At 62.6% G+C, this 23,604-nt stretch carries 25 protein-coding genes; 23 read left to right on the top strand and 2 right to left on the bottom strand.

The genetic code is table 11. From position 1 onward, the window contains the following. Positions 1–62 precede the first annotated feature (62 nt). From WA070_RS18085 to tatC, 5 genes are read left to right on the top strand one after another with little or no spacing between them, the layout of a single operon-like run. Positions 63–833, top strand: a complete 771-nt coding sequence (locus tag WA070_RS18085) for a segregation and condensation protein A (protein ID WP_422635290.1) — start codon at positions 63–65, stop codon at positions 831–833. Further along, positions 830–1,420: an SMC-Scp complex subunit ScpB gene (scpB, locus tag WA070_RS18090; RefSeq protein ID WP_422635291.1), complete on the top strand. Its 591-nt coding sequence runs from the start codon at positions 830–832 to the stop codon at positions 1,418–1,420. The genes WA070_RS18085 and scpB overlap by 4 nt, the downstream gene beginning before the upstream one ends. A 28-nt stretch (positions 1,421–1,448) precedes the next feature. Then, a complete protein-coding gene (locus tag WA070_RS18095; RefSeq protein ID WP_422635292.1) occupies positions 1,449–1,688 on the top strand; it encodes a twin-arginine translocase TatA/TatE family subunit in 240 nt (79 codons plus the stop codon). Positions 1,689–1,720: 32 nt separating this feature from the next. Further along, entirely contained in the window at positions 1,721–2,167 is a 447-nt protein-coding gene (tatB, locus tag WA070_RS18100; protein WP_422635293.1) for a Sec-independent protein translocase protein TatB, read from the top strand. Next, entirely contained in the window at positions 2,164–2,955 is a 792-nt protein-coding gene (tatC, locus tag WA070_RS18105) for a twin-arginine translocase subunit TatC (RefSeq protein WP_422635294.1), read from the top strand. Before tatB ends, tatC begins: the two co-directional genes overlap by 4 nt. Before the next feature lie 90 nt (positions 2,956–3,045). Here the strand turns inward: tatC and WA070_RS18110 are convergent, their stop codons facing one another. Together WA070_RS18110 and WA070_RS18115 are read right to left on the bottom strand one after the other, a co-directional pair. Further along, positions 3,046–3,174 (bottom strand): entericidin A/B family lipoprotein, encoded by a 129-nt coding sequence (locus tag WA070_RS18110; RefSeq protein ID WP_422635295.1) that lies wholly within the window; start codon positions 3,172–3,174, stop codon positions 3,046–3,048. Between the two features lie 352 nt (positions 3,175–3,526). Beyond that, positions 3,527–4,456 (bottom strand): cell wall hydrolase, encoded by a 930-nt coding sequence (locus WA070_RS18115; protein ID WP_422635296.1) that lies wholly within the window; start codon positions 4,454–4,456, stop codon positions 3,527–3,529. A 219-nt stretch (positions 4,457–4,675) separates the two neighbouring features. On the opposite strand from WA070_RS18115, the gene WA070_RS18120 reads away from it, so the two are divergent. The 18 genes from WA070_RS18120 to WA070_RS18205 all read left to right on the top strand — a co-directional run bounded on the left by WA070_RS18120 (position 4,676) and on the right by WA070_RS18205 (position 23,599). Beyond that, positions 4,676–5,671, top strand: coding sequence for a cysteine synthase A (locus tag WA070_RS18120; protein WP_422635297.1), 996 nt, complete (start codon positions 4,676–4,678; stop codon positions 5,669–5,671). 39 nt (positions 5,672–5,710) lie between these two features. Beyond that, positions 5,711–6,031, top strand: coding sequence for a hypothetical protein (locus tag WA070_RS18125; RefSeq protein WP_422635495.1), 321 nt, complete (start codon positions 5,711–5,713; stop codon positions 6,029–6,031). Positions 6,032–6,059: 28 nt separating this feature from the next. Continuing rightward, a complete protein-coding gene (locus WA070_RS18130) occupies positions 6,060–7,301 on the top strand; it encodes a DUF4350 domain-containing protein (protein WP_422635298.1) in 1,242 nt (413 codons plus the stop codon). Positions 7,302–7,486: 185 nt separating this feature from the next. Further along, the gene (locus WA070_RS18135) at positions 7,487–7,981 is read left to right on the top strand and encodes a division/cell wall cluster transcriptional repressor MraZ (protein ID WP_422635299.1); all 495 of its coding nucleotides are present in this window, start codon (positions 7,487–7,489) and stop codon (positions 7,979–7,981) included. Between the two features lie 5 nt (positions 7,982–7,986). Further along, positions 7,987–8,958: a 16S rRNA (cytosine(1402)-N(4))-methyltransferase RsmH gene (gene rsmH / locus WA070_RS18140; protein WP_422635496.1), complete on the top strand. Its 972-nt coding sequence runs from the start codon at positions 7,987–7,989 to the stop codon at positions 8,956–8,958. Continuing rightward, a complete protein-coding gene (locus WA070_RS18145; protein ID WP_422635300.1) occupies positions 8,955–9,605 on the top strand; it encodes a colicin transporter in 651 nt (216 codons plus the stop codon). Before rsmH ends, WA070_RS18145 begins: the two co-directional genes overlap by 4 nt. After that, on the top strand, positions 9,605–11,311 hold the full coding sequence (locus tag WA070_RS18150; RefSeq protein ID WP_422635301.1) for a peptidoglycan D,D-transpeptidase FtsI family protein: 1,707 nt from the start codon (positions 9,605–9,607) through the stop codon (positions 11,309–11,311). Before WA070_RS18145 ends, WA070_RS18150 begins: the two co-directional genes overlap by 1 nt. After that, positions 11,308–12,753 (top strand): UDP-N-acetylmuramoyl-L-alanyl-D-glutamate--2,6-diaminopimelate ligase, encoded by a 1,446-nt coding sequence (locus tag WA070_RS18155; RefSeq protein WP_422635302.1) that lies wholly within the window; start codon positions 11,308–11,310, stop codon positions 12,751–12,753. Before WA070_RS18150 ends, WA070_RS18155 begins: the two co-directional genes overlap by 4 nt. After that, complete coding sequence (locus WA070_RS18160; RefSeq protein ID WP_422635303.1) at positions 12,750–14,162, top strand: UDP-N-acetylmuramoyl-tripeptide--D-alanyl-D-alanine ligase; 1,413 nt, start codon at positions 12,750–12,752, stop codon at positions 14,160–14,162. The genes WA070_RS18155 and WA070_RS18160 overlap by 4 nt, the downstream gene beginning before the upstream one ends. 3 nt (positions 14,163–14,165) lie before the next feature. Next, a complete protein-coding gene (gene mraY, locus WA070_RS18165; protein ID WP_422635304.1) occupies positions 14,166–15,239 on the top strand; it encodes a phospho-N-acetylmuramoyl-pentapeptide-transferase in 1,074 nt (357 codons plus the stop codon). Further along, on the top strand, positions 15,236–16,576 hold the full coding sequence (murD, locus tag WA070_RS18170) for a UDP-N-acetylmuramoyl-L-alanine--D-glutamate ligase (protein ID WP_422635305.1): 1,341 nt from the start codon (positions 15,236–15,238) through the stop codon (positions 16,574–16,576). Before mraY ends, murD begins: the two co-directional genes overlap by 4 nt. A 45-nt stretch (positions 16,577–16,621) precedes the next feature. Beyond that, the gene (locus WA070_RS18175) at positions 16,622–17,824 is read left to right on the top strand and encodes an FtsW/RodA/SpoVE family cell cycle protein (RefSeq protein ID WP_422635306.1); all 1,203 of its coding nucleotides are present in this window, start codon (positions 16,622–16,624) and stop codon (positions 17,822–17,824) included. Next, entirely contained in the window at positions 17,821–18,987 is a 1,167-nt protein-coding gene (murG, locus tag WA070_RS18180) for an undecaprenyldiphospho-muramoylpentapeptide beta-N-acetylglucosaminyltransferase (protein ID WP_422635307.1), read from the top strand. Before WA070_RS18175 ends, murG begins: the two co-directional genes overlap by 4 nt. A gap of 163 nt (positions 18,988–19,150) precedes the next feature. Continuing rightward, positions 19,151–20,578, top strand: a complete 1,428-nt coding sequence (gene murC / locus WA070_RS18185; RefSeq protein ID WP_422635308.1) for a UDP-N-acetylmuramate--L-alanine ligase — start codon at positions 19,151–19,153, stop codon at positions 20,576–20,578. Further along, positions 20,578–20,775 (top strand): hypothetical protein, encoded by a 198-nt coding sequence (locus WA070_RS18190; RefSeq protein ID WP_422635309.1) that lies wholly within the window; start codon positions 20,578–20,580, stop codon positions 20,773–20,775. Before murC ends, WA070_RS18190 begins: the two co-directional genes overlap by 1 nt. Before the next feature lie 2 nt (positions 20,776–20,777). Then, entirely contained in the window at positions 20,778–21,671 is an 894-nt protein-coding gene (gene murB / locus WA070_RS18195; protein WP_422635310.1) for a UDP-N-acetylmuramate dehydrogenase, read from the top strand. A 43-nt stretch (positions 21,672–21,714) separates the two neighbouring features. Beyond that, on the top strand, positions 21,715–22,665 hold the full coding sequence (locus WA070_RS18200; RefSeq protein WP_422635311.1) for a D-alanine--D-alanine ligase: 951 nt from the start codon (positions 21,715–21,717) through the stop codon (positions 22,663–22,665). Then, a complete protein-coding gene (locus WA070_RS18205) occupies positions 22,658–23,599 on the top strand; it encodes a cell division protein FtsQ/DivIB (protein WP_422635312.1) in 942 nt (313 codons plus the stop codon). Before WA070_RS18200 ends, WA070_RS18205 begins: the two co-directional genes overlap by 8 nt. The last annotated feature ends 5 nt before the right edge of the window (positions 23,600–23,604 follow it).

Here is a 23,604-nt window from a genome sequence, read left to right on the forward strand (position 1 = left end):
AGGGCGACACCCCTCCGTCATCGCTACGCGCTGTCCCCTCTCCTTGCAGGGGAGGCCTGAAGGTGGAGGATGCTTTCATTCCTACCGCCGCCACCGGCCCCGATACCCTGACCGTCAGCTTCGATCATTGGGAAGGGCCGCTCGATCTGCTGCTCAGCCTGTCGCGCACGCAAAAGGTGGATTTGCGCGAAATATCGATCCTGGACCTGACCGAACAATATCTGGCTTTCATCGACGGCGCGCGCGAACTGAAGCTGGAACTGGCGGCGGATTATCTGGTGATGGCGGCATGGCTGGCCTATCTTAAATCCTCCCTGCTGTTGCCGCGCCAGGAACAGGCCGACCCCAGTCCCGAAGATATGGCGCTGCGTCTGCAATTGCGGCTGCAAAAGCTGCACGCCATGCGTGACGCGGCAGCGCGACTGATGGCACGGGATCGGATGGGGCGTGACGTGTTCGTGCGCCGTAAGCCTGAAGGATTGCGACTGGTCCGCAAGGCGCAGTGGCGTGCCAGCTTGTTCGACCTGATCCAGACCTATGGGCAGCTCCGCGCCCGGACCAAGCCGGTGACGCATGTCATCGCAGTGCGGCCAGTTATGACGCTGGACGAAGCGATCCAGCGTGTCGGGGCGCTGGTCGGGACGGCAATTGACTGGACCGCGTTAGAATCCTTCCTGCCCGCTGGTCTCGACCGGGCCAAGGCGAAGTCCGCGCTGGCGAGCAGCTTTGTCGCCGCGCTTGAACTGGCGCGGCAGGGGCGGCTGGACATGCGGCAGGATTCGATCTTTGCGCCGCTGTACCTGCGCGCGCCTGTGGCGGGCGCGGTGGCATGAGCGCGGAACCCGACGATTTCCTGCGCGCGGTGGAGGCGGCCTTGTTCGTGGCCGAAGCGCCGCTGACACCCGCCGAGTTGCGCCTGCATGTGGGGGCGGGCGATCTGGACGGTACGTTGCGGCGGCTGGCGGACGATTATGCCGGGCGGGGCGTCAATCTGGTCGAGCGGGGCGGGCGATGGCATTTCCAGACTGCGCCGGACCTTGCCCACATCCTGCGCCGTGAAAAGGACGAGCCGCGCAAACTGTCGCGCGCTGCCATGGAAACGCTGGCGATCATTGCCTATCATGAGCCAGTCAGTCGGGCGGAGATAGAAGCGATCCGTGGTGTGCAGGTGGCCAAGGGTACGCTGGACGTGTTGATGGAATCAGGATGGGTCCGTCCAGCGGGGCGGCGCGAAGTCCCCGGTCGTCCACTCATCTACGCAACGAGCGTAGATTTTCTGTCACATTTCGGGCTTAGCAGCCGTCGCGACCTTCCGGGCATGGACGATCTGCGCGCGGCAGGACTACTCGATCCGGTCGATCTGGCTCTGGAGGGTATGGGCGGCCAATCCGTTCTGGAAAATGACGACGATGTGGCCTAGATAGGCTTATTCTCTGGAGTATTGAAAAATGGGTTCCTTTTCGCTGATGCACTGGGTCATCGTACTCCTGGTCGTCATGCTGCTTTTTGGTGGCGGTCGGATTTCCGGCCTGATGGGTGATGTTGCCAAGGGCATCAAGAGCTTCAAGAAGGGTATGGCGGACGACGACGACGGCGTGACGCCAGCCAAGCCCGCGAGCCGGCTCGAAGGCCAGCGAGTCCCTGAACAGGACGCGACGACTACGACCGAAGAAAAGACCAAGGTCTGATCGGTCAGCGCCGGTTGGCAGGGTAGTCCCGCATGTTTGGAATCGATTCGACCGAATTCCTGCTGATCGTCATCGTCGCGGTGATCGTCATCGGCCCGAAAGACTTGCCGCGCGCGCTTTACAAGGTAGGGCAGATCGTGGGCAAGGCACAGGGAATGGCGCGTCATTTCCGCACCGGCCTCGACGCCATGGTGCGGGAAGTCGAGCTGGAGGAACTGGAAAAGAAATGGGCGGACCAGAACAAGCGGATCATGGCGGAGCATCCGCCAGAAACGTCTGCGCCCGTCATGGAAGCCCTGCCAGCACCGCAGGATGATGACGCAACGGCTGTTGCCGAAAGCCCGGCCTATGTCGCGCAATATGGGCAGGAGGAGCCGACTCCGATTGCTCCGCAGCCTGCCCGCGTGATCGCGTCGGATGGCCCGCCCTATCTGGCGGGTGAACCGGGCCATGCCACGAAGGACGGAACGGCGGCATGAGCGGCGATATCGACGACAGCAAGGCACCCCTGCTCGATCATCTGATCGAACTGCGCGGGCGATTGCTCAAATGCGTCTATGCACTGTTGCTTACCGGCGCCGTCAGCTTCTATTTTTCCAACGAACTGTTCGCCATCCTCGTCCATCCGCTCAAGGAAGCGTTCGGCACCGGCGGCGGCAAGCTGGTCTATACCAAATTATACGAAGCCTTTTTCGTGCAGGTGAAGATCGCGGCGTTCGGTGCAGTCTGCCTGTCCTTTCCGATCATCGCCAACCAGCTCTGGGCCTTCGTTGCGCCGGGCTTGTATGCGAAGGAAAAGAAGGCGCTGCTGCCCTTCATCATCGCGACGCCATTTCTGTTCGCATTGGGCGCCAGTCTCGCTTATTTCGTCGTCATGCCAATGGCATTCCACTTTTTCCTGGAATTTCAGGGAAATAGCAGTGGCCTGCAAGTCGAGGCGCTACCCAGTGCCGATGCCTATCTCGGCCTTGTCATGCAGTTTATTCTGGCGTTTGGCATCTGCTTCCTGATGCCGGTGCTGCTGATGCTACTCAATCGTGCCGGATTTGTGTCGCGCGCGCAGTTGATCGGCATGCGTCGCTATATGATCGTGGCGGCCTTCATCCTGGCAGCGGTGTTGACCCCGCCCGATGTCGTGTCGCAACTGATGCTCGCGGTTCCGCTGCTGCTGCTGTATGAAATCACCATCGTCGCGATCTGGTTCACAGACCGGCGGCAGGAAAAAATGGCACTGGCCGAAACGGACGCTGAGGAAGCCTCGGCATAATCACGCCGCCCAATATGCCCAAAAAAAATGGCCCGTCTTTTGAAGGACGGGCCAATGCTAGGGGAGGGGTAGTCCGTATAGTCGAGAAGTTTAGTTAGCCGTTTTCTCGACTGCCTTGCCTGCGCTCTGAACATCGCGTCCAGCGCCTTCGACCGTGTTGCACGCAGCAACCATCAGCGAACCGGTGAGCAGCATTGCGGCCAGGATTTTCTTGGTCATGAAATCTCTCCTTGGAAAACTGTGCGACCGCATGGCGAACCATACTGGCGTCCAGACAGAAACCCGCTCCGATGAAAAGCGTTCCGCTTGCGAAAATATATTGGGGAAAGGGGAACCGTGCCCCAAAAAGTCTGAGCCCGGAGACGCGTCGGGGGGGATGCGTTCCGGGCTCATAATTTTGGATAGCAAGAGCGGGGGGCAAAAGATTTGCTATCCGAATATTAGAACCCGCAAAAGCGCGGTCGGTTCCCGCAGGTCAAAAAAAAGCTGAATTTTTAATCTGACGCTATTTCAGATGCTTGGATGGTTATTACACCGTTATTCGCAAAATAATTCCGCATTTGGATGTCGGTCAGATCAATGGCCGTCCGCTATTGCGATATTCCGGGCGGATAGTGGATTCGGGCAACATGGCATCCCGATCAGGGGCAAGGGTTGGAGTCGGCGTCCGATCCATGCGCGCGCTGGGCAGGGCCGGCGCAATCATCTCGACCGGCACCACGGGCCGGATCGGCCAAACGCTGCGCGCGGGACCGGAAATGGCTTCGCGGCCAAGATAGACGGCCCGGAACGCAGCAGGCGTACCGTTGAAGCCGGGATTGCGATAAAAGATATGCGCGCCAATCACGGCGACGGGTTGCAGGCTGGACGACCATTCGGGCCGCACCGCCAGCGTGTGATAATGGGTGGCAAGGCCGACGGGACCATAAACCTGCCCGGCCAGTGCGTCCTGCGCCACGCGGCGCGCCCGCGCCCATGGCGCTGCGGCGGGCATCCGCGCCATCGCACCATCGCAACTAAAGGTGAACTGGCATTTATAGTCGGCCCGCTCGGACCCCTGATAGACGACGCCGCACACCGTATTGGGCCAAAGCTGGCTACGCACCCGGTTGAGCACCACCTGAGCAACGGCGCGCTGTCCCTCGACCGGCTCGTTCCCCGCTTCATAATAGATGGCGGATGTCAGGCAATTGAGCGCGCGATAGCTGTCGAGCGGGGACATGCCGCGAAAGATCGCCGCTGGCGCAGCCTTAACTGCCTCCAGCCCCAGCACATGCTGCGATTGCTCCGTTTCCACGCCCGGCGCCGGATCGAACGCACCCTGCGCATAGAAGAAAGCGGATCCGGGGAAGTTATCGGCGGCGTCTTCTGACGGGTCGGCCTGCGCCTGCGCGGCATGCAGCATGTCCAGCGGTGCGGCTGTAATGAGGCGCGGGGCGATCAGCGCGAACAGGGCCAGCGCGCCGATGCCGCTACGTCCTTTCCACCCCATTGCCGCCATGTGCCGTCCTTCACATCCATGCGACGCTTGCCGCTTTCCAGCCTGCCAATAGGCGAAAATGCTTTCGACTTCCTGTGCGGATTACTGTCTCCGGCCCGCTGTGCCGCGATGGGACGGTCGCGGGCCGACAGGTTAACGCGGGTCGGGCAAATCACGCCTTTGCGCCATCCATCATTCCCTTGCTTGGCAAAGCGCCACGCGCTCCGCTATGCGTGGGTCATGCTGCTTACACCCGATAGTCTCGCCCTGATCGGCAACACGCCGATGGTGCGCCTCGCTGGCCCGTCCGATGCGACCGGTTGCGATATTTACGCCAAATGCGAATTTGCCAATCCCGGTGCGTCGGTGAAGGACCGCGCCGCGCTGTTCATCGTCAACGACGCCGAAGAAAAAGGGCTGTTGCAGCCCGGCGGCACGATTGTGGAAGGAACGGCGGGTAATACCGGCATTGGTCTGGCGCTGGTCGCCAATGCCAAGGGGTATAAGACGATCATCGTCATGCCCGAAACGCAAAGCCGTGAGAAGATGGACACCTTGCGCGCGTTGGGCGCAGAACTGGTGACGGTGCCTGCCGCGCCCTATTCGAACCCCGGTCATTTCGTCCATACGTCCCGCCGTCTGGCCGAAGAGACGGCAGGCGCGATCTGGGCCAATCAGTTTGATAATATCGCCAATCGCAAGGCGCATATCGTGGGCACGGCCGAAGAAATCTGGACCCAGATGGACGGCCGGATCGACGGCTTCACCTGCGCGGCGGGGACGGGTGGCACGATCGCTGGCGTAGGCCTTGGCCTGAAAGCCAAGGACGAAGCGATCACCATCGCTCTCAGCGACCCGCACGGCGCCGCGCTCTACAGCTATTATGCCGAAGGCGAGTTGAAGGCGGAGGGCAGTTCCGTGGCCGAAGGCATCGGGCAGGGGCGCATCACCGCCAATCTGGAAGGCGCGCCAATCGATACCCAGTTCCGCATTTCCGATGAGGAAGGACTGGAATGGGTCCGCCGCCTGCTGGCCGAAGAAGGCCTATGTCTTGGCCTGTCATCGGGCATCAACGTGGCGGGCGCGGTCGCGTTGGCCAGGCGTCTGGGGCCGGGCAAGCGGATCGTGACGATCCTGTGCGACACCGGTTTTCGCTATCTTTCGACGCTCTACAATCGCCAGTGGCTCGAAGCGAAGGGCTTGACGGTATTCCCCTGGCTCGCGCACACTGCATGACGGGCCGACATGGGTCGCGGCCATCAGGACAAGAGCATCATGGCTGAAGCGCCCCGACGACAGGAAGGGTTACAGCGCGTTCAGGTCGGGCTGACCGGTCTGGCTGGCATCGTGCTGCTCGTAGGTCTGGCCAATATCGTTATCGACAAGGCGCGGATGGACGATGCCGCATTGCCGCCGCCGGTCGTTCCGACGCTGAGCGCCAATGCGGTCGCCGCCGCCAAGGATCCGCTGGCCGAACTGGGCGTCCAGCCAGCGCCCGAACAGGCGCCGATCGTCCCCGATCTTCAGCCCGATCCCAATCTGCGCAAGCCGATGGACCGCGATCTTCAGGGCCAGCCGCAACCGCAGCAGCGCTGAACGTGCGCATGGACGGGCGGGGCCGCCAGTGAAGGCGGTGCCCGAACGATTCCTCTGGTTCTGGCTGCCGGGGCTGTTGATATTTATCGTTGGCCTCAAACAGTGCTGGTTCACCGGTCAGGCTGACCCATGGCTTTGGGGATGGGCGGCCTGTCTGATTCTCGCGCCGACGGGTTGGTGGTTGGGCAGGCGCGGCTGGGCCTTGCCGATCTGGGCCTGTATGGGCGCTGCTGGGTCGGCCCTGATCTTCTGCATCATCGCCGCAGGCCGCCAACCGGATCCAGTTGCAGCCGGTGGCCTTATCTGTGTCGCGTTATTGGGGGCAATGGCTGGATGCGCGTTGCGTGCGCGGCGCTGGCGTATCGGCGCGGCGGCGTTGGTGGCAGCGTCCCTGCTGCTCTACCTTGGCCCCGCGCAGCCCATCGCACCAGTTCAGGACCGGCCCAAGCTCGCCGTCATAACCGGACTGCCGCTTTTCTGGGCGGAGCCGGGGCAGGGGGCGGAACATGGTCCCGCAGACGCGCCAATCATCACAGTCCTGCGCACCCGATTCACAGTGAAGCCGATGGATGATCTGGCCCAACTGGAAAAAACGGGCGCGAAGCTTCTGTTGCTGGCCCAACCGCGCAGCCTGTCGCCAGCGGGCCTGATCGTGATCGATCGCTGGGTGCGGGATGGCGGCACGGTGCTTGTGCTGTCCGACCCGCTGTTGCGCTGGCCCTCCGCATTGCCGCTGGGCGATCGCCGTCGCGCGCCATCGGCCAGCCTGCTTGCGCCGCTGCTGACTCATTGGGGTTTCCGGGCTGATTATGTGAGGGATGGCGAGGTACGCTATGTGACGCCGGACCAGGATCTTGTCACTGTGTCAGGGATTCAGGTCTTCCAAACAGATATTGACGATGGCCGGGTTGAGTCTGGCGACGGATTCGTCCGTCGTAAACGGATTGGGCGGGGCATGGTGGTGGTCGTGGGCGACGCCGACCTGCTCGATGACCGGCTATGGCTTGCCGATCCGGCCCGCCCGCTCGACTTGCATAGTTGGAGTGCGGATACGCCCGCACGCGTGGCGAACTGGCTGGGCGCGCCGATCCCCGGCGAGAGGCGATGGATGCGCGATGGGATTTCCACGATCCTGGCGGTGCGTTGGGCGCTTTTGGCCGGGTTGATCTGGGCGATCCTGGGCAGCGTAATTTTCACATGGCGTGCGGGAACGAACGAGAGTAGAACAAAAGCAGAAAATGAAATGCCTGACCCAAGGAAATGCGACTAAAGCCCAGTCTCGAACAGTTTTTCCCAGATTTACCCGACATTTCCCCTTTTCAGCCGCCCTGATGCTTGGTAGATAATCCGGCATTGGGGTTATTCAGGCGTTGATCATTCCGCGCACCCGGATTCGCCCAGGCGTTTCTGGCGGTGGGAAGTCTGTGCCCCATGGAAAAGGGGCCACTTTTCACCGTGTCTGACGTCATTCTCTATTCGGGTAACGCATTCAGCGTCGCGGACGGCAAAGGCCGCTTCGTGTTGCCCCTTGAGATGCGCAAGCTGGTCAAGCAGGCCAGCGGCGACAACCGCCTGTGCCTGTCGGTTCATATGGACAATGGCTGCGCCACCGGCTTTGGCCTGTCGCACAAGCAGTTCCTGTTCGATGAAGTGGCTGAACTGGAACGGCTGGCGCGCGAAGCCAACCGCCCCTTCAACGGTGATCTGGAACGCGAAAACCGCCTCGGCACTATCGAGGATGTGAATTTCGATGATGGCGGCCGTTTCTTCCTGCACCACGATATCAAGGAAGAAGCGGGCATCACAGACGCGGTGTTTTTCTATGGCGTGGGCCGATATTTCCAGATCTGGAAGCCCGAAGCGCTGGTCGCAAGTCCCGAACGCCCCGCCCTGATCCGCAACAAGGTGAAACGCTGGATCGACGCCCGCGCGGCGGAGAGTGGCCAGTGAGCGAGATTGCACCCCAGGCCTCGTCCACGTCCGTGCCGCACATCCCTGTCCTGATGGGCGAAGTCCTTGACGCGCTCGCCATTGCCCCCGGCGAAGTCCATGTCGATGGAACGTTCGGCGCTGGTGGCTACTCCAGTGCCATGGCGCTGGCGGGTGCGCGCGTGTTCGCCTTCGATCGTGATCCCGACGCGATCCGCGAAGGGCAGGCGCTGGCCGACGCCCATGGCATCACGCTGATCCCCGGCGAATTTTCTCGGATGGTCGAACTGCTGGCCGAACGTGGCATCGACAAGGTGGCGGGCATCACGCTCGACATCGGCGTGTCGTCCATGCAACTCGACCGGGCGGAACGCGGCTTTTCCTTTCAATCGGACGGCCCGCTGACCATGACGATGAGTCAGGATGGCATGAGCGCTGCCGATTTCCTGAACGAGGCAGCCGAAGAAGACATTGCCAACGTCATTTACCGCTATGGCGACGAGCCGCGCTCGCGCCGGGTCGCTCACGCGATCGTGGATGCCCGCCCGCTGGAACGCACCGGGCAACTCGCCCATATCGTGCGCCGCGCGCTAGGTCATAAGCCCCATGACAAGAAGGACCCGGCGACCCGCACGTTCCAGGCGATCCGCATCCATGTAAACCGCGAACTGGAGGAACTGGAGCAGGCGCTCGAAGCGGCTGAAGCGTTGCTGGAAGAAGGCGGTCGTTTGGCGATCGTCAGCTTCCACAGTCTTGAGGACCGTATCGTCAAGCAATTCCTGCGCAATCGCAGTGGTGGCGATGGTGGCGGGTCGCGTCACATGCCGGCAAAGGTTGTCGGCAACGCGCCGACTTTTGCCAAGCCGGCCAAGGCAGTGCGTCCGGGTGAAGCGGAACTGGCGCGTAACCCCCGCGCCCGATCCGCCACGCTGCGCAGCGCTGTTCGCACCGCTGCCCCGGCTTCCTCTGCCCTGCCCGTCCGGAGTGTTCGCCCATGATCGCCGTCAAAAGGTTGCAGAGCCTGATCTGGGTGATCCTTGTCGCGCTGGGCGCGCTCGGTGCATATATGGTGTCGCTCAAGGTCGCGACCGAGCGCAATGAGTTGATGCGCGTGCGCGTTCAGATCGCACGGGCCAAGGGCGACATTCGCTATCTGGAAACCGAATTCAGCGCGCGCGCGTCGATGCGGCAGCTGGAAAGCTGGAACCAGCATGATTTCCTCTATGCCACGCCCACGTCCCAGCAATATCTGGCTGGAGAACGGGCGCTGGCGCAATTGGACGGGGTGCAGCCCAATGGTCCCGAATATGTGGCGCCCCCGGTCATGGTTGCTATGGTTGAAACGCCAGCCGACCTGCCATCTGCTCCACAAAAAGCGCCCGAAAGCCCCGCCGCGACCCAGATCCGCAGCGAAATCGCGGTCATTCGGGAAGCGCATGCCGCCGACAATGTGGACAAGCTGCCCAAGGTGGCGCGGCCTGCGCCGGTCCAGCGGGCGAAGCTGGACGCCGATATATCCAGGCCCAATCCGGTCGCGCGCAAGGCGGAGCGGATGGCGATGCTGGACGCCAAGCTGCTGGATGACAGCACGCTGGGCGATCTGAGCGCTAAGGCCGCGCGCGAACGTAAGAAGGAGGCGCGCTGATGGCTACGATCATCGTTCAGCCAGGCAGCGCACGGACTGGGCGGCAACGCGTCAGCCTGACCGCAATCGCCCATAATAGATTGATGTTGCTGCTCATTCTGTTCATGGCAATCACTACCATCCTGATCGGTCGCTTACTGTGGGTGGGTGTGTTCGCGCTTGGAACGCAGGGCGATGGCACGCTGTCTCCCTTCCTGCCAGCGCGCGCTGACATAGTGGACCGCAACGGCGTGCCACTGGCGCGAACGATGGATGCCTATTCCGTGGCGGTGCGCCCGTCCAAGCTGATCGGGGAACCGGCGGAACTGGCGCGCAAGCTGCACGAGATTTTTCCCGACGAACCGGAAGCGGCCTTCTACAAGAAGCTGACCGGTCGGGGCTGGGCCTATCTGCGCCGTCGCGCCATGCCTGAACAGGTGGCGGCGGTGAACGCGCTGGGCGAAATCGGCATCGAATTTCCGCGTGAGAAGGAACGCCTCTATCCGCAACGCACGCTCGCGGCACATGTGCTGGGCTTTGCCCCCGATAGCGCCGGCGTGGGCGGCATGGGTGTGGAGGCTGCGTTCAACGACCGCCTGACCGATGCGGCGCTGCGCGGCAAGCCGTTCGCCATTTCCATCGACGCACGGGTGCAGGGCGCGCTGGAAAGCGAACTGTATGCACAGCTGGTGGCGCAGCGCGCGAAGGGTGCGGGCGGCATCATATTGGACGCGAATACGGGCGAAGTCGTTGCCATGGCATCCATCCCGGTGTTCGATCCCAACAAACTGCAAAATTATGCAGGCAAGTCGTGCGGCGAATCGCCGCTGTGTAACCATATGGTGCAGGCGCGCTATGAACTTGGCTCCGCGTTCAAGCCATTGTCGATCGCTGCTGCCATGGACAGCGGCGTCGTGACGTCGATGAGCAAGCGCTATGACGCGACTGCACCTTTGGCCGTTGCAGGATTTCATATCAAGGACGACCATGCGCTCGGCCGCTGGGTTAACGTACCGGAAATCCTGGTACACAGCTCCAATATCGGGACAGCGCGGATTGCCGACGAAATGGGCGCCGCGCCGTTGCAAAAGCTGTTCCGCAGCCTCGATTTCGACCAGCGCGCCCCGATCGAACTGAAGGAGCGGGCAGGGACTTTGTGGCCCGTCAACTGGGGCCGCATTACGACCATGACCGTGTCCTACGGCCATGGCATCGCCGTCACCCCGCTGCATCTGGCCAGCGCCTATGCCGCACTGGTTAATGGCGGCACATGGCGCCCGGCAACTTTGCGTAAGCTGAATGCGGACGAAGTGCCCGAAGGACGGCGCGTGTTCTCCGCCGCCACCAGCGCCCGGATGCGCCAGTTGTTGCGGATGATCGTGGCGGCGGGTACAGGTCGTAGCGCTGATGCCAAGGGCTTCCGGGTCGGGGGCAAGACAGGCTCAGCCGAAAAGCCCGAAGCAGGCCGTTATAACAAGAGTTCACTCGTGACGACTTTCGCGTCCGCATTCCCTATGGATAATCCGCGATATGTTGTGGTGGTCATTATGGATGAAGCGACCGGAGCGTTTGGTTTGCGCACCGCGGCCTGGACGGCATCGCCAGTGGCCAAGCGGGTGGTCGAGCGGGTCGGACCGATGCTGGGCGTCATGCCCGACGAACGGCGCGACGTGGATATTTCGGACCTGATGCCGCTATTGTGGAAGCCCAAGGGGGAAGCGGAATGACGCGTCTGGGTGCGCTGGTCGGCGGAATGGACATTGCGATTGGCGACGCGGCCGGCGCGGACCTGTCCGTAACCGGTTTCGCGATCGACAATCGTAAAGTCGCGCCCGGCACCATATTCGGCGCGTTCCAGGGGCTGCGCGTTAATGGCGAGGATTATATCGCCGACGCGGTAAAGTCTGGCGCCATCGCTGTCGTTGCCCGCCCGGAGGCGAAAGTGGATGGGGCAATCCATATCGCCCACGCCAATCCGCGCCACCTGTTTGCCCTGCTTGCGGCGCGTTATTTCGCGCCGTTTCCGGACGTGACGGTCGCCGTCACCGGCACCAATGGCAAGACCAGCACTGTCGAACTGGCACGGCAATTGTGGCGGATGCTGGGGCAGAAATCCGCGTCGATCGGGACACTGGGCGTCACCACCGCCGTCGATCAGGTATCGACTGGCCTTACGACCCCCGACATCGTGACCTTCCTTGCCAACATGTCCGGCCTCAAGCGCGAAGGCATCACCCATGCCGCGTTCGAAGCGTCGAGCCATGGGCTGGACCAGTATCGTACCGAGGGGCTGCCGGTACTGGCGGGTGCGTTCACGAACCTGTCGCGCGATCATCTCGACTATCATGGCGACATGGACAGCTATTTCGACGCCAAGATGCGGTTGTTCGATGATGTCGTGTCGCCCGATGGCGCCGCCGTTATCTGGGCCGACGACGCCTGGTCCGACAAGGCCGCCGGACGCGCCATGGCACGCGGACTGTGGCTGTTTACCGTCGGCGAAGGTGGCGAAGGGCTACGTCTGGTGAAGCGGACGCCGACCCATTTGGGGCAGACGCTGGACATCCTTGCCGACGGTAAAAGCTACATCGTCAACCTCCCGCTGATCGGTGCCTATCAGGCCGCCAACGCGCTGACGGCCGCTGGCCTCGTCATCGCGACTGGCGGCGATATTGCCCGGACGCTGGAGATGCTGGGCCGTGTCCAGCCCGTGCGCGGGCGGCTGGAGCGGGCGGTCATCAGCAAGGCGGGTGCGCCGGTCTATGTCGATTATGCCCATACCCCCGACGGCCTGAAGGCTGCGATCGAGGCGTTGCGGCCGCATACGCGTGGGCGATTGATCGCGCTGTTCGGCGCAGGTGGCGATCGCGATACCGGCAAGCGCCCGGAAATGGGCAAGGTCGCGGCGGCGCTGGCCGATCATGTCATCGTCACCGACGACAATCCCCGGTCGGAAGAACCCTCCGCCATTCGCGCCGCCGTGATGGCTGGCTCGCCGGGGGCGCAGGAAATCGGCGGGCGCCGCGCGGCCATCGCCGCCGCTATCGCCCATGCCGGGCCGGACGATATCGTGCTGCTGGCGGGCAAGGGGCATGAACAGGGTCAGATCATTGGCGACCGCGTGCTGCCGTTCGATGATGTCACGGTCGCGCGGGAGTGCGCGGGTTGACGGACCTATGGACCTCAGCCGAAATCGCTCAAGCAACGGGCGGCGCCGCGTCGGCGCCGTTTGCCGTTTCAGGCGTCGCGTTTGACAGCCGCGAAGTATCGACCGGCGATCTGTTCGTCGCGATGAAGGGCGACGCGACCGACGGCCATAAATTCATCGACACAGCATTCGGGCAGGGCGCAACAGGCGCGATCGTCAGCACGCCGGTCGATCATCCCCATATCCTCGTCAGCGATAGCGCAGTCGCGCTCGAAGCATTGGGGCAGGCCGCGCGCGCGCGCATGACTGGCAAGGTTATCGGCGTGACCGGTTCTGTCGGCAAGACCGGCACGAAAGAGGCGCTGTTCCACGCACTGGAACGCGCGCATCCCGATGGCGTTCATCGATCGGTCAAAAGCTACAACAACCATGTCGGCGTGCCGCTCAGCCTGTCGCGGATGCCGCGTAACGCTGGTTTTGGCGTGTTCGAAATGGGCATGAACCATGCGGGCGAACTGGCCGTTCTGACCCGGCAGGTGCGTCCCGACGTCGCGATCGTTACTGCCATTGCCCCGGCACACATCGAATTTTTCGCAACAGAGGCCGCCATTGCGGAGGCGAAGGCCGAGATCTTTCAGGGTCTGGAACCGGGCGGCACGGCGATCATCCCCTATGACAGTCCGCATGTCGCGCTGCTCTACAGCCGCGCTGAGCGCTATGCAGCCCGCATCCTGACCTTTGGCATGAGCCGCGAAGCGGACATTCATGCGCGCGAAGCCATGCCCGCCCTTGGCGGTGGCACGCTGGTGACGGCGAAGCTGCCGAACGCCGAACTCTGCTTCACCGTTGCTGCGCCCGGTGACCATTGGGTGTCCAATGCGCTGGCCGTGCTGGCGGCCGTCGATGCCGTCGATGGCGATCTGGCCGCCGCAGGCCTGGCGCTGGCAGAAATGCCGGGCCTGCCGGGTCGTGGCGAACGGCGCATCCTGCCAGTGGCGGGGGGACAAGTGCTGCTGATCGATGAAAGCTATAACGCCAACCCGCTGTCAATGGCGGCGACGCTGACGCAACTGGGGCGCGAATCGGCTGATCGACGCATCGCTGTGCTGGGCGGGATGCGTGAATTGGGCAGCCGCAGCGAAGAGCTGCATGCCGGTCTTACCGACCCGCTCGTCGCCGCGAAGGTCGATTATGCGATATTGGTCGGTGCGGAAATGGCGCCGCTGGCCGATGCGCTGGCCAATAGGCCGGGCAGCGTGATCGGGTACGACCATGTTCCTGACGCGGCGAGCGCCACGTCGCTTCTTACCACACACATGCGCGCGGGCGACGCCGTCCTCGTCAAGGGGTCTAACGGTATCGGCTTGTCGCGCCTCGTCGCTGCACTGGTCGCCCCTGCGATTGATGGCGCCAGCGAAGGAAAGTCCTGACCAATGCTTTACTGGCTTGCCCAGACCATGGATTTCGCGGGGGTGTTCAACCTCATCCGCTACCTCAGCTTTCGCGCGGGCGCGGCTATCTTTACCGCGCTGCTGATCGGCCTGCTGATCGGTCCCAAATTCATCGGCTGGCTGCGCGTGCGGCAGGGGAAGGGGCAACCGATCCGCAGCGACGGACCGCAGACCCATCTGGCCAAGCGCGGCACGCCGACCATGGGCGGCCTGATGATCCTGACGTCCATGGTCGCATCGGTGCTGCTATGGATGGACCTGTCCTCCATCTATATCTGGGCCTGCCTGTTCGTAACGCTCGGTTTCGGCGCGATCGGCTTTATGGATGATTATGACAAGGTAACAAAGGCCAGCCATAAAGGGCTGTCTGGCAAGGCGCGGCTTTTGGCCGAATTTCTTATTGCGGGCATCGCGGCGTGGATGATCGTCCATCATCATGGCAACACCGCGCTTTATGTACCCTTCTACAATGGTCCTGCGATCGAACTGGGGCCGTTCTACTTCTGCTTTGCTGCCTTCGTAATCGTGGCCTTCGGGAACGCTGTGAACTTGACCGATGGTCTCGATGGGTTGGCGACCATGCCGGTCATCATCGCCAGTCTCGCATTCATGCTGATCGTCTATCTCGTCGGCCGCGCCGACTTCGCCGACTACCTGGGCATTCCGCATGTGCCGGGCGCTGGTAACCTGACGATCCTGTGCGGCGCGATCGTGGGGGCGGGGCTTGCCTTCCTGTGGTTCAATGCGCCGCCTGCGGCGGTGTTCATGGGTGATACCGGCTCGCTGGCGCTGGGCGGCACGATCGGCGTCATAGCTGTCACCGCGCATCATGAGATTGTGCTGGGCATCATCGGCGGGCTTTTCGTGGTGGAAGCGATGAGCGTCATCATTCAGGTCTTTTTCTACAAGCGCACCGGCCGGCGCGTGTTCAAGATGGCGCCGATCCACCATCATTTCGAACAGCTTGGCTGGGCCGAACCGACCGTCGTCATCCGCTTCTGGATCATCGCCTTCGTTCTGGCGCTCGCTGGTCTTGCCACGTTGAAGCTGCGATGATCGTCTCCAGCGCCTTTGCGGGCAAGACTTATGCCGTCCTTGGCCTCGCGCGATCGGGCCTTGCCACGGTCGCTACTCTGGTGGCCAGCGGCGCGCGCGTCGTCGCTTGGGACAGTCAGGATACCGCCCGCGCGCTGGTCGCCGATCAGGCGGAACTAGGCGATCCGATGGAAATCGACCTGTCCGGCTTCGATGGCATTGTCGTGTCGCCGGGCGTGCCGCTCAACAAGCATCCGATCACCATGCGCGCCAGAATCGCGGGTGTGCCGATCATCGGCGACATCGAACTGTTCGCGCTCGCCCGCGCGACCCTGCCGCCGCATAAGGTTGTCGGCATCACCGGCACCAACGGCAAATCGACCACCACCGCGCTGATCCATCACATCATCGAACAGGCGGGCTATCCGACCGTCATGGGCGGCAATATCGGCCTTCCGATCCTCAGCCAGCCGCCGCTGGAGCCAAATCTGCACGGCGTTGGCGTATATGTGCTGGAACTGTCCAGCTATCAGATCGACCTGACCCACAGCCTGGATTGCGACGTAGCGGTCCTGCTCAACATCACCCCCGATCATCTCGATCGCTACAATGGCTTCGAAGGCTATGTCGCATCGAAGGCGCGATTGTTCGATATGCAGTCAGAGGGACATGTGGCTGTTATTGCTGCGGAGGATGAATCAAGCCAAGCCATCGTGAACACCATCCGTCATTCCCGCGTAGGCGGGAACCCATCTCCTGACATCATTGAGGTGGCGTCCACCGATATCGACCCCGTTGCTCAACTCACATGGCCAGCGTTGCAAGGCCCGCACAACGCGCAAAACGCAGCCGTCGCCATCGCGGTGGCCCGCGCGCTGGGCATTTCGGACGACGACATTTTTCCGGCGCTGACCAGCTACGCCAGCCTTCCACACCGTATGCAGGCTGTCGCAACCCACAACGGCGTTCTCTACGTCAACGACAGCAAGGCGACCAACGCAGCATCCACTTCGCCAGCACTGGCGGCATGGCCACCGATCGACGGTCGCCCGCGCATCCACTGGATTGTCGGGGGAATCGCCAAGACTGACAATCTGGACGAATGCGCACCCTATTTCGGCAATGTCGCCCATGCCTACACCATCGGCGAAGCGGGGCATATGTTCGCCGATCTGCTGCGACCCGCTATGGCCGTGGACGATAGCGAAATGCTAAGCGCCGCCGTGCGCCGTGCTGCGCGTATCGCGCAACCGGGCGACGTCGTACTGCTGTCGCCTGCCTGCGCCAGTTTCGACCAGTTTCGCGATTTCGAAGCACGCGGCGATGCTTTCGCTGCCGCCGTCGCGGCACTCGAATAAAGCGGCTAGAGGGGCAGGGCGATGAACAGGGAAGGGACGACGAACATGTTCAGGCCAGGCGAGCTGGTGAAGGGTTTCAGAACCCGCACCGTCCCGCGCGAGCGTACGGCGCTGGCGATCTGGTTCTGGGAAATCGACCGTGTCCTCCTGTCGCTCATCGTCGCGTTGATGGCGATCGGGCTGGTTGCCGTCGCCGCCGCGTCGCCGGTCGCGGCGATTGATCGGTCGACCGCTACTATTGCCGTCAATCCGCTTATCTATTTCTATCGCCAGTTGATGTGGGTGGTGATCGGCCTGCCGGTCATGCTGGTCATTTCCATGCTGCCCCGCCAACAGGCGCGGCGGCTGGCGCTGTTCCTGTGCGCTTTCTTCGTCATTCTGCTGGTGTTCGTGCCGTTGCTCGGTTCCACCGTCAACGGGGCCAAGCGCTGGATCGATCTGCCCGGTTTCCGTTTCCAGCCGTCCGAATTTCTCAAGCCCGCCTATGTCGTGACGATCGCATGGCTGCTGTCCCTGCGCGGCAAGGATGCGACGCTGCCGGTGATGCGGCTGACCTTCGTGCTGACCGCGCTCATCGCGCTGCTGCTGATGCGCCAGCCTGACTTTGGCCAGACCGTCATCTTCTGCGCCTGCTGGGGCGCGCTGCTGCTTCTGTCGGGCATATCGTTCAGGATGATCGGCGTCATGGGACTTGCGGCGCTGGGCGGCCTTGTCGCGACGTACATGTTCTACGAAAATGGGCGTCAGCGGATCAACGACTTTCTGGGCATCGGCGTCACCATGGACACCGGCCCGGACCAGACGGACCTTGCGTTCCGCACCATCACCCATGGCGGTTTCACGGGCGTGGGTCCGGGCGGTGGGCAGAATAAATTCCGCCTGCCCGAAGCGCACACTGACTATATCTTCTCTGTCATCGGGGAAGAATTCGGCCTGCTTGCCTGCATCGCCATCGCCTGCGTCTATCTGGCGATCATCGTGCGTGTGTTGCTGCGTCTGCTGGATGAAGAGGACAGCTTCACCATTTTAGCGGCAGCGGGCCTGACCACCGAGTTCGGGTTGCAGGCGATCATCAACATGGGCGTCAATGCGCAGATTTTTCCATCTAAGGGTATGACGCTGCCCTTTATCAGCTATGGCGGCTCCTCTATGCTGGCGCTTTGCATCGGGGTCGGCCTGCTGCTCGCCTTCACGCGGCGTAACCCGTTCATGGGCCGGCACACCGTCGTCAAATGGAGTGGCCGATGAGCATTTCCCGTCACTTCGTCCTCGCCGCTGGCGGGACGGGGGGTCATATGATTCCCGCCCATGCCGTGGCGGAGGAATTGATGGCGCGCGGCCATCATGTCGCGCTGGTCACGGACGAGCGGGGTGCGAAGATTCCCGGCATTTTCGAACATGCGCAGGTGCATGTGATGCCCGCCGGACGCATGACCAAAAATCCCGCAAGTTGGCCCGGCGCGTTGAAGGCGATCCTCGCTGGTCGCGCGATGTCGCGACGGCTGAACGAAACGTTCCGCCCTACCGCCGTCGTTGGCTTTGGCGGATACCCTGCCATGCCCGCGCTTCTGGGGGGGCTGGCCGATGGCATCCCGACGGCTGTCCATGAACAAAATGCGGTATTGGGCCGTGTCAATCGCCTGCTCGCCGGGCGCGTCGATGCGATCGCAACCGCCTATCCCGATGTCGAGCGGCTCAAGCCCAAATATGCCTCGAAAGTCCATCTCGTCGGCAATCCGGTGCGTGAAGAGGTCAAGGCTCTGCGCGAGGAGGATTTCCCTGCGCTGACCGACGAAAGCGTGTTCCGGGTGCTGGTCATCGGCGGGAGCCAGGGCGCGTCGATCCTGTCCAGCGTCGTGCCCGAAGGCCTGTCGATGTTGCCCGTCGCTTTGCGCCGCCGCCTTCAGGTGACGCAGCAATGCCGGGCGGAAGATATTGAGCGCGTGCGCAAAGTCTATGCGGAGATGGAAATCCCTGCTGACCTCGCCACCTATTTCAACGATGTGCCTGAAAAGCTGGGCTGGTCGCATCTGGTCATCGCACGCGCGGGCGCATCGACGCTGGCCGAACTGACCTGCGCAGGGCGCCCTGCCATCCTGATCCCGCTGCCCAGCGCGATGGACGATCACCAGACCGCCAACGCGCGCGAAATGACCGAAGCGGGCGGCGCACGCACGATCATGCAGGCGCGCTTCACCGCCGTCGAACTGGCCAAGCAGATGCAGAAAATGGCGATGGAGCCAGGTGCGCTTCAGAATGCGGCCAAGCGCGCCCTCGGCTGCGGTCGGCCCTATGCCGCCCGCGATATGGCTGATCTGCTCGAAAGCATCGGCCATGCGCCGATCATGAACGATCCCGTGAAAGTCGGTCCAACGCCGACCACGCTCAATCTGGCAGGCGTTCCGGCGTGAGCCAGGCTGCCGTGAATATATCCTCCCCTGCAAGGGGGGCGGCGAAGCCGGTGGAGGGGCGTCATCCTCTCCTTGGGGGGATACCCCTCCGTCTCGCCTTCGGCCATCCACCTCCCCTTGCAGGGGAGGATTACGGCGCAATGAATAACAAGGAAGCCCAGGCATGAAGGGTGTCGGCACAGACATCGGCACGATCCATTTCATCGGTATCGGCGGCATCGGCATGTCCGGTATCGCCGAAGTGATGCATAATCTGGGTTATGTGGTTCAGGGGTCCGACGTGGCCGAAGGCTATGTCGTGGAAGGATTGCGCACCAAAGGGATCAAGGTGATGATTGGCCACAAGGCCGAGAATTTGGGCGACGCCGCCGTTGTCGTCACCTCCACCGCCATCAAGCGCGGCAACCCGGAAGTCGAACTGGCGCTGGAAAACCGCGTTCCCGTCATCCGCCGCGCCGAAATGCTGGCCGAACTGATGCGCCTCAAATCCACCGTCGCGGTGGCTGGCACGCATGGCAAGACCACGACAACGTCCATGGTCGCGGCGCTGTTGGACGCGGGCGGCGTCGATCCGACCGTCATCAACGGCGGCATCATCAACAGCTATGGTTCCAACGCGCGGCTCGGCAACAGCGACTGGATGGTCGTGGAGGCAGACGAGAGCGACGGCAGCTTCCTGCGTCTGGATGGTACGATCGCGGTCGTCACCAATATCGACCCTGAACATCTCGACCACTATGGCAGTTTCGATCGCGTAAAGGACGCCTTTGTCGAGTTCGTCGGCAACGTCCCCTTCTACGGCGCGGCTTTGCTGTGCCTCGACCATCCCGAAGTGCAGGCCATCCTGCCGCGCGTGCAGGATCGGCGCATCGTCACCTACGGCTTTTCGGCGCAGGCGGACATTCGCGGCGACAATGTCGTCAGCTTCCCCGGTGGCAACCGCTTCGACATTCAGGTGCGCGAACGCGACGGCTCGACACGCAGGATCGAAGGCATCGAAATGCCAATGCCGGGCCGTCATAACGTGCTGAACGCCATGGCGGCGATCGGCGTGGCTCTGCACATGGGCATCGACGATGCGACGATCCAGACTGGTTTCGCCAAATTCGGTGGCGTGAAACGCCGCTTTACCAAGGTCGGTGAGATCGCGCTCGGCGGTGGCATTGCGACCGTCATCGACGATTATGGCCACCACCCGGTCGAAATCAAGGCAGTCCTCGCCGCCGCGCGCGAAGGAGCCAAGGGCCGCGTCATCGCCGTGGTCCAGCCACACCGTTTCACGCGCCTGCGCGACCTGATGGACGAGTTTCAGCAGGCGTTCAACGACGCCGACATCGTCTATGCCGCCCCGGTCTATACGGCGGGCGAACTCCCCATCGTGGATGTGGACAGCGCCGCACTGGTCGCTGGCCTCAAGCGTCGGGGCCACCGTCACGCATCGACCGTCGCCGAGGCGGACGCGCTGGCCGAAGCGCTTGCAGCCGATATCCAGCCCGACGACATGGTTATCTGCCTGGGTGCGGGAGACATCACCAAATGGGCAGCGGGTCTGGCGTCTGCCGTTGCTGCCAAACGGGAGGAAACGGTCTGATGTTCGAACTGTTCGCCGTCGGCCTGGAAATGCAGAAGAAGATGATCGACGTCCAGATGCAGGGCGTCGAAGCCGCACGCGATATGGTCGATGCCGCCCAGCGTAATGTGACGGCTGGCATCGCTGCGCAAAATGCTGGTGAAGCGGGTATGAAAGCGATGAAAGGCTGGATGAAGCTGTGGGGGATGCGCGGTTGACCATGGCCATTGCCCTGCCATCGGTGCGCGGCACGATTAAAGCGGACGCGCCTTTGGCTCCCCTCGTCTGGTTCAAGGCGGGCGGCACGGCCCAATGGCTTTTTGAGCCTAAGGACACGGACGACCTGTCTGATTTTCTCGCGGCGCTCGACCCGGCCGTGCCGGTCATGGCGCTGGGCTTGGGGTCCAATCTCATCATCCGCGATGGCGGGGTGCCCGGTGTCGTGGTCCGGTTGGGTAAGCCCTTTGCAAAGGTCGCGACACTGGACGAAACGACGCTGATTTGCGGCGGCGGTGCGTCGGGCATTCTCGTGTCGTCCACCGCGCGCGATGCGGGGATAGCCGGTTTGGAGTTCCTGCGTTCGATCCCCGGCACTGTCGGTGGCTTCGTGCGTATGAACGGCGGCGCTTATGGCCGGGAAACGCGTAACATATTGGTTTCCTGCGATGTAGTGTTGCGATCGGGCGAGCAGGTGACGCTGCTGAACCGCGACCTTGCCTATACCTATCGCCATTCGAACCTGACCGACGGCGCGATCGTCGTCAGCGCGACATTCCATGGTAAACCCGGCGAATCCGCTGCGATTCAAGCGGAAATGGACCGCATCGCGGCCGCGCGCGAGGAAAGCCAGCCGCTGCGCAGCAAGACCGGTGGATCGACCTTCAAGAACCCGGATGGGCACAAGGCGTGGGCCTTGGTTGATGAAGCGGGCTGTCGCGGCCTTCAGATCGGCGGCGCGCAGGTCAGCGAAAAGCACACCAATTTTCTGCTCAACAGCGGCGACGCCACCAGCGCCGATATCGAAGCGCTGGGCGAAGAAGTGCGCCGCCGCGTGAAGGACAAGAGCGGCATCGAACTGGAATGGGAAATTCAGCGGGTCGGGGTGATGAAGTGAGTGCGATGTTTGTAATCTTCCCCTTCAAAGGGAGGATATACCCATGAACCGTGGTCCCTGGCACGTCGCCGTTCTGATGGGCGGCTGGTCGGCAGAGCGCCCCGTGTCGCTGTCTTCGGGCGAGGGTGTGGCCACGGCGCTGGAATCGCGCGGCCACAAAGTCACCCGCATCGACATGGACCGCGACGTGGCCGCGCGCCTGTCGGAAACCAAGGCTGACATCGTGTTTAACGCGCTGCATGGCGTGCCGGGCGAAGACGGCACGGTGCAGGGCATGATGGACCTGATGGGCCTGACCTACACGCACAGCGGCCTTGCCACTTCGGTCATTGCCATCGACAAGCAACTGACGAAGCAGGCGCTCGTCCCGCACGGCATCCCCATGCCGGGCGGTCAGATCGTGACCAGCGAAAGCCTGTGCGCCGCCGACCCACTGCCGCGCCCTTATGTCTTGAAGCCCGTGAATGAGGGCAGCTCCGTGGGGGTGGCGATCGTGACGGCAGGCGGCAATTATGGCGACCCTATTGGACGCGACAGCGTCGGGCCATGGCAGGATTTCCCCGAACTGCTCGCCGAACCCTATATTCGCGGGCGTGAACTCACCACTGCAGTGCTGGGCAACGAAGCATTGCTGGTCACCGAATTGCGGCCCAAAAGCGGCTTTTATGATTTCGACGCCAAATATACCGAAGGCATGACCGAACATGTCTGCCCTGCTGACATTCCGCCCGAAATTACGGAGGCGTGCAAGGCCATCGCCCTGCGTGCGCACCAGTTGCTGGGCTGCAAGGGCGCGTCGCGCTCCGACTTCCGCTGGGACGATGAACAGGGTATCGAGGGTCTGTTCCTGCTGGAGGTCAATACCCAGCCGGGCATGACACCACTTAGTCTTGTCCCCGAACAGGCAGCGAAGCTGGGCATTGACTATGCCGAACTGGTTGAGCGTATTGTCGAGGACGCGCTAAGCAGCGCCGGGGGACCGAAACATGGCTGAAGCACGCATCAGGCGCGGCGGCACCGCACGGCTCAGCAGCGCCAGGGGTAAGGCAACGAAGGGCGGTCGCGGTCGCACGCTCAAGCGCCAATCCTCGATCGATCGCCTGATCGAGGCGCTCCCCATCAGCGAAGCGACCTTACAGCGGCTCGCCAGCTGGGCGATCTTCGGAATATTCGGCGCGATCATCATCGCACTGGCCATATATTTCGGCCTTCCCGGCATCGCACAGCACCAGGCCGCTGACTTGGCCGCACGCGCGGGTTTCGAAGTCGAAAAGGTCGAGGTGCGCGGTGTCGAGCGGATGGACGAACTGCCCGTTTACAATATCGCGCTCGGTCAGGTGGACCGGTCGATGCTCGCACTCGACCTGCCAAAAGTGCGGGCGGAGATGCTCAAGCTGGGCTGGGTTAAGGATGCCCGCATTTCACGCCGCCTGCCCGACACGCTGGTGGTCGATATCGTGGAACGCGATCCCGTTGCCGTGTGGCAGCATGATGGGCAGTTGCATTTGATCGACGTGAACGGCGCGGTGCTGCAATCGGTGTCGGCCAGCGCCATGCCTGACCTGCCGCTGGTCGTTGGGCCTTATGCCAATCGGCAGACCGCTGGCCTCAACCGCCTGATGGAAAACGCCCCGGCGTTAAAACCTATGCTGGCGGGCGCAACATGGGTCGGCAATCGTCGCTGGGACTTGCGGTTTCAATCGGGTGAAACGCTGTCCCTGCCCGAAGGCGACAAGATTTCGGCCGCTGCGCTCGTCAATTTTGCGCGTATGGATGGCGTGAACCGTCTGCTGGGCAGGGGCATCGTGCGTTTCGATATGCGCGATCCTGACCGTTTCGTTCTGCGGCTGCCTCAGGGGCAGGTCAAGGAAACGCCAGTGAGCACGACGGGCGACGCCACCAGCGCGCCGGTTGGCGAGGAAGGCTGACACCG

Source organism: Sphingobium sp. (assembly GCF_049304695.1).
Classification (GTDB): Bacteria; Pseudomonadota; Alphaproteobacteria; order Sphingomonadales; family Sphingomonadaceae; genus Sphingobium.

Bases quoted from the DNA above. Each gene is read 5' to 3' on its own strand.
- WA070_RS18115 (WP_422635296.1), bottom strand. From the start codon at position 4,456: ATGGCGGCAATGGGGTGGAAAGGACGTAGCGGCATCGGCGCGCTGGCC.
- WA070_RS18125 (WP_422635495.1), top strand. From the start codon at position 5,711: ATGGCTGAAGCGCCCCGACGACAGGAAGGGTTACAGCGCGTTCAGGTC.
- murB (WP_422635310.1), top strand. From the start codon at position 20,778: ATGGCCATTGCCCTGCCATCGGTGCGCGGCACGATTAAAGCGGACGCG.
- scpB (WP_422635291.1), top strand. From the start codon at position 830: ATGAGCGCGGAACCCGACGATTTCCTGCGCGCGGTGGAGGCGGCCTTG.
- murC (WP_422635308.1), top strand. From the start codon at position 19,151: ATGAAGGGTGTCGGCACAGACATCGGCACGATCCATTTCATCGGTATC.
- mraY (WP_422635304.1), top strand. From the start codon at position 14,166: ATGCTTTACTGGCTTGCCCAGACCATGGATTTCGCGGGGGTGTTCAAC.
- WA070_RS18120 (WP_422635297.1), top strand. From the start codon at position 4,676: ATGCTGCTTACACCCGATAGTCTCGCCCTGATCGGCAACACGCCGATG.
- WA070_RS18095 (WP_422635292.1), top strand. From the start codon at position 1,449: ATGGGTTCCTTTTCGCTGATGCACTGGGTCATCGTACTCCTGGTCGTC.
- murD (WP_422635305.1), top strand. From the start codon at position 15,236: ATGATCGTCTCCAGCGCCTTTGCGGGCAAGACTTATGCCGTCCTTGGC.
- WA070_RS18200 (WP_422635311.1), top strand. From the start codon at position 21,715: ATGAACCGTGGTCCCTGGCACGTCGCCGTTCTGATGGGCGGCTGGTCG.
- WA070_RS18110 (WP_422635295.1), bottom strand. From the start codon at position 3,174: ATGACCAAGAAAATCCTGGCCGCAATGCTGCTCACCGGTTCGCTGATG.
- WA070_RS18190 (WP_422635309.1), top strand. From the start codon at position 20,578: ATGTTCGAACTGTTCGCCGTCGGCCTGGAAATGCAGAAGAAGATGATC.
- murG (WP_422635307.1), top strand. From the start codon at position 17,821: ATGAGCATTTCCCGTCACTTCGTCCTCGCCGCTGGCGGGACGGGGGGT.
- WA070_RS18145 (WP_422635300.1), top strand. From the start codon at position 8,955: ATGATCGCCGTCAAAAGGTTGCAGAGCCTGATCTGGGTGATCCTTGTC.
- tatB (WP_422635293.1), top strand. From the start codon at position 1,721: ATGTTTGGAATCGATTCGACCGAATTCCTGCTGATCGTCATCGTCGCG.
- WA070_RS18155 (WP_422635302.1), top strand. From the start codon at position 11,308: ATGACGCGTCTGGGTGCGCTGGTCGGCGGAATGGACATTGCGATTGGC.
- WA070_RS18205 (WP_422635312.1), top strand. From the start codon at position 22,658: ATGGCTGAAGCACGCATCAGGCGCGGCGGCACCGCACGGCTCAGCAGC.
- tatC (WP_422635294.1), top strand. From the start codon at position 2,164: ATGAGCGGCGATATCGACGACAGCAAGGCACCCCTGCTCGATCATCTG.
- WA070_RS18175 (WP_422635306.1), top strand. From the start codon at position 16,622: ATGTTCAGGCCAGGCGAGCTGGTGAAGGGTTTCAGAACCCGCACCGTC.
- WA070_RS18150 (WP_422635301.1), top strand. From the start codon at position 9,605: ATGGCTACGATCATCGTTCAGCCAGGCAGCGCACGGACTGGGCGGCAA.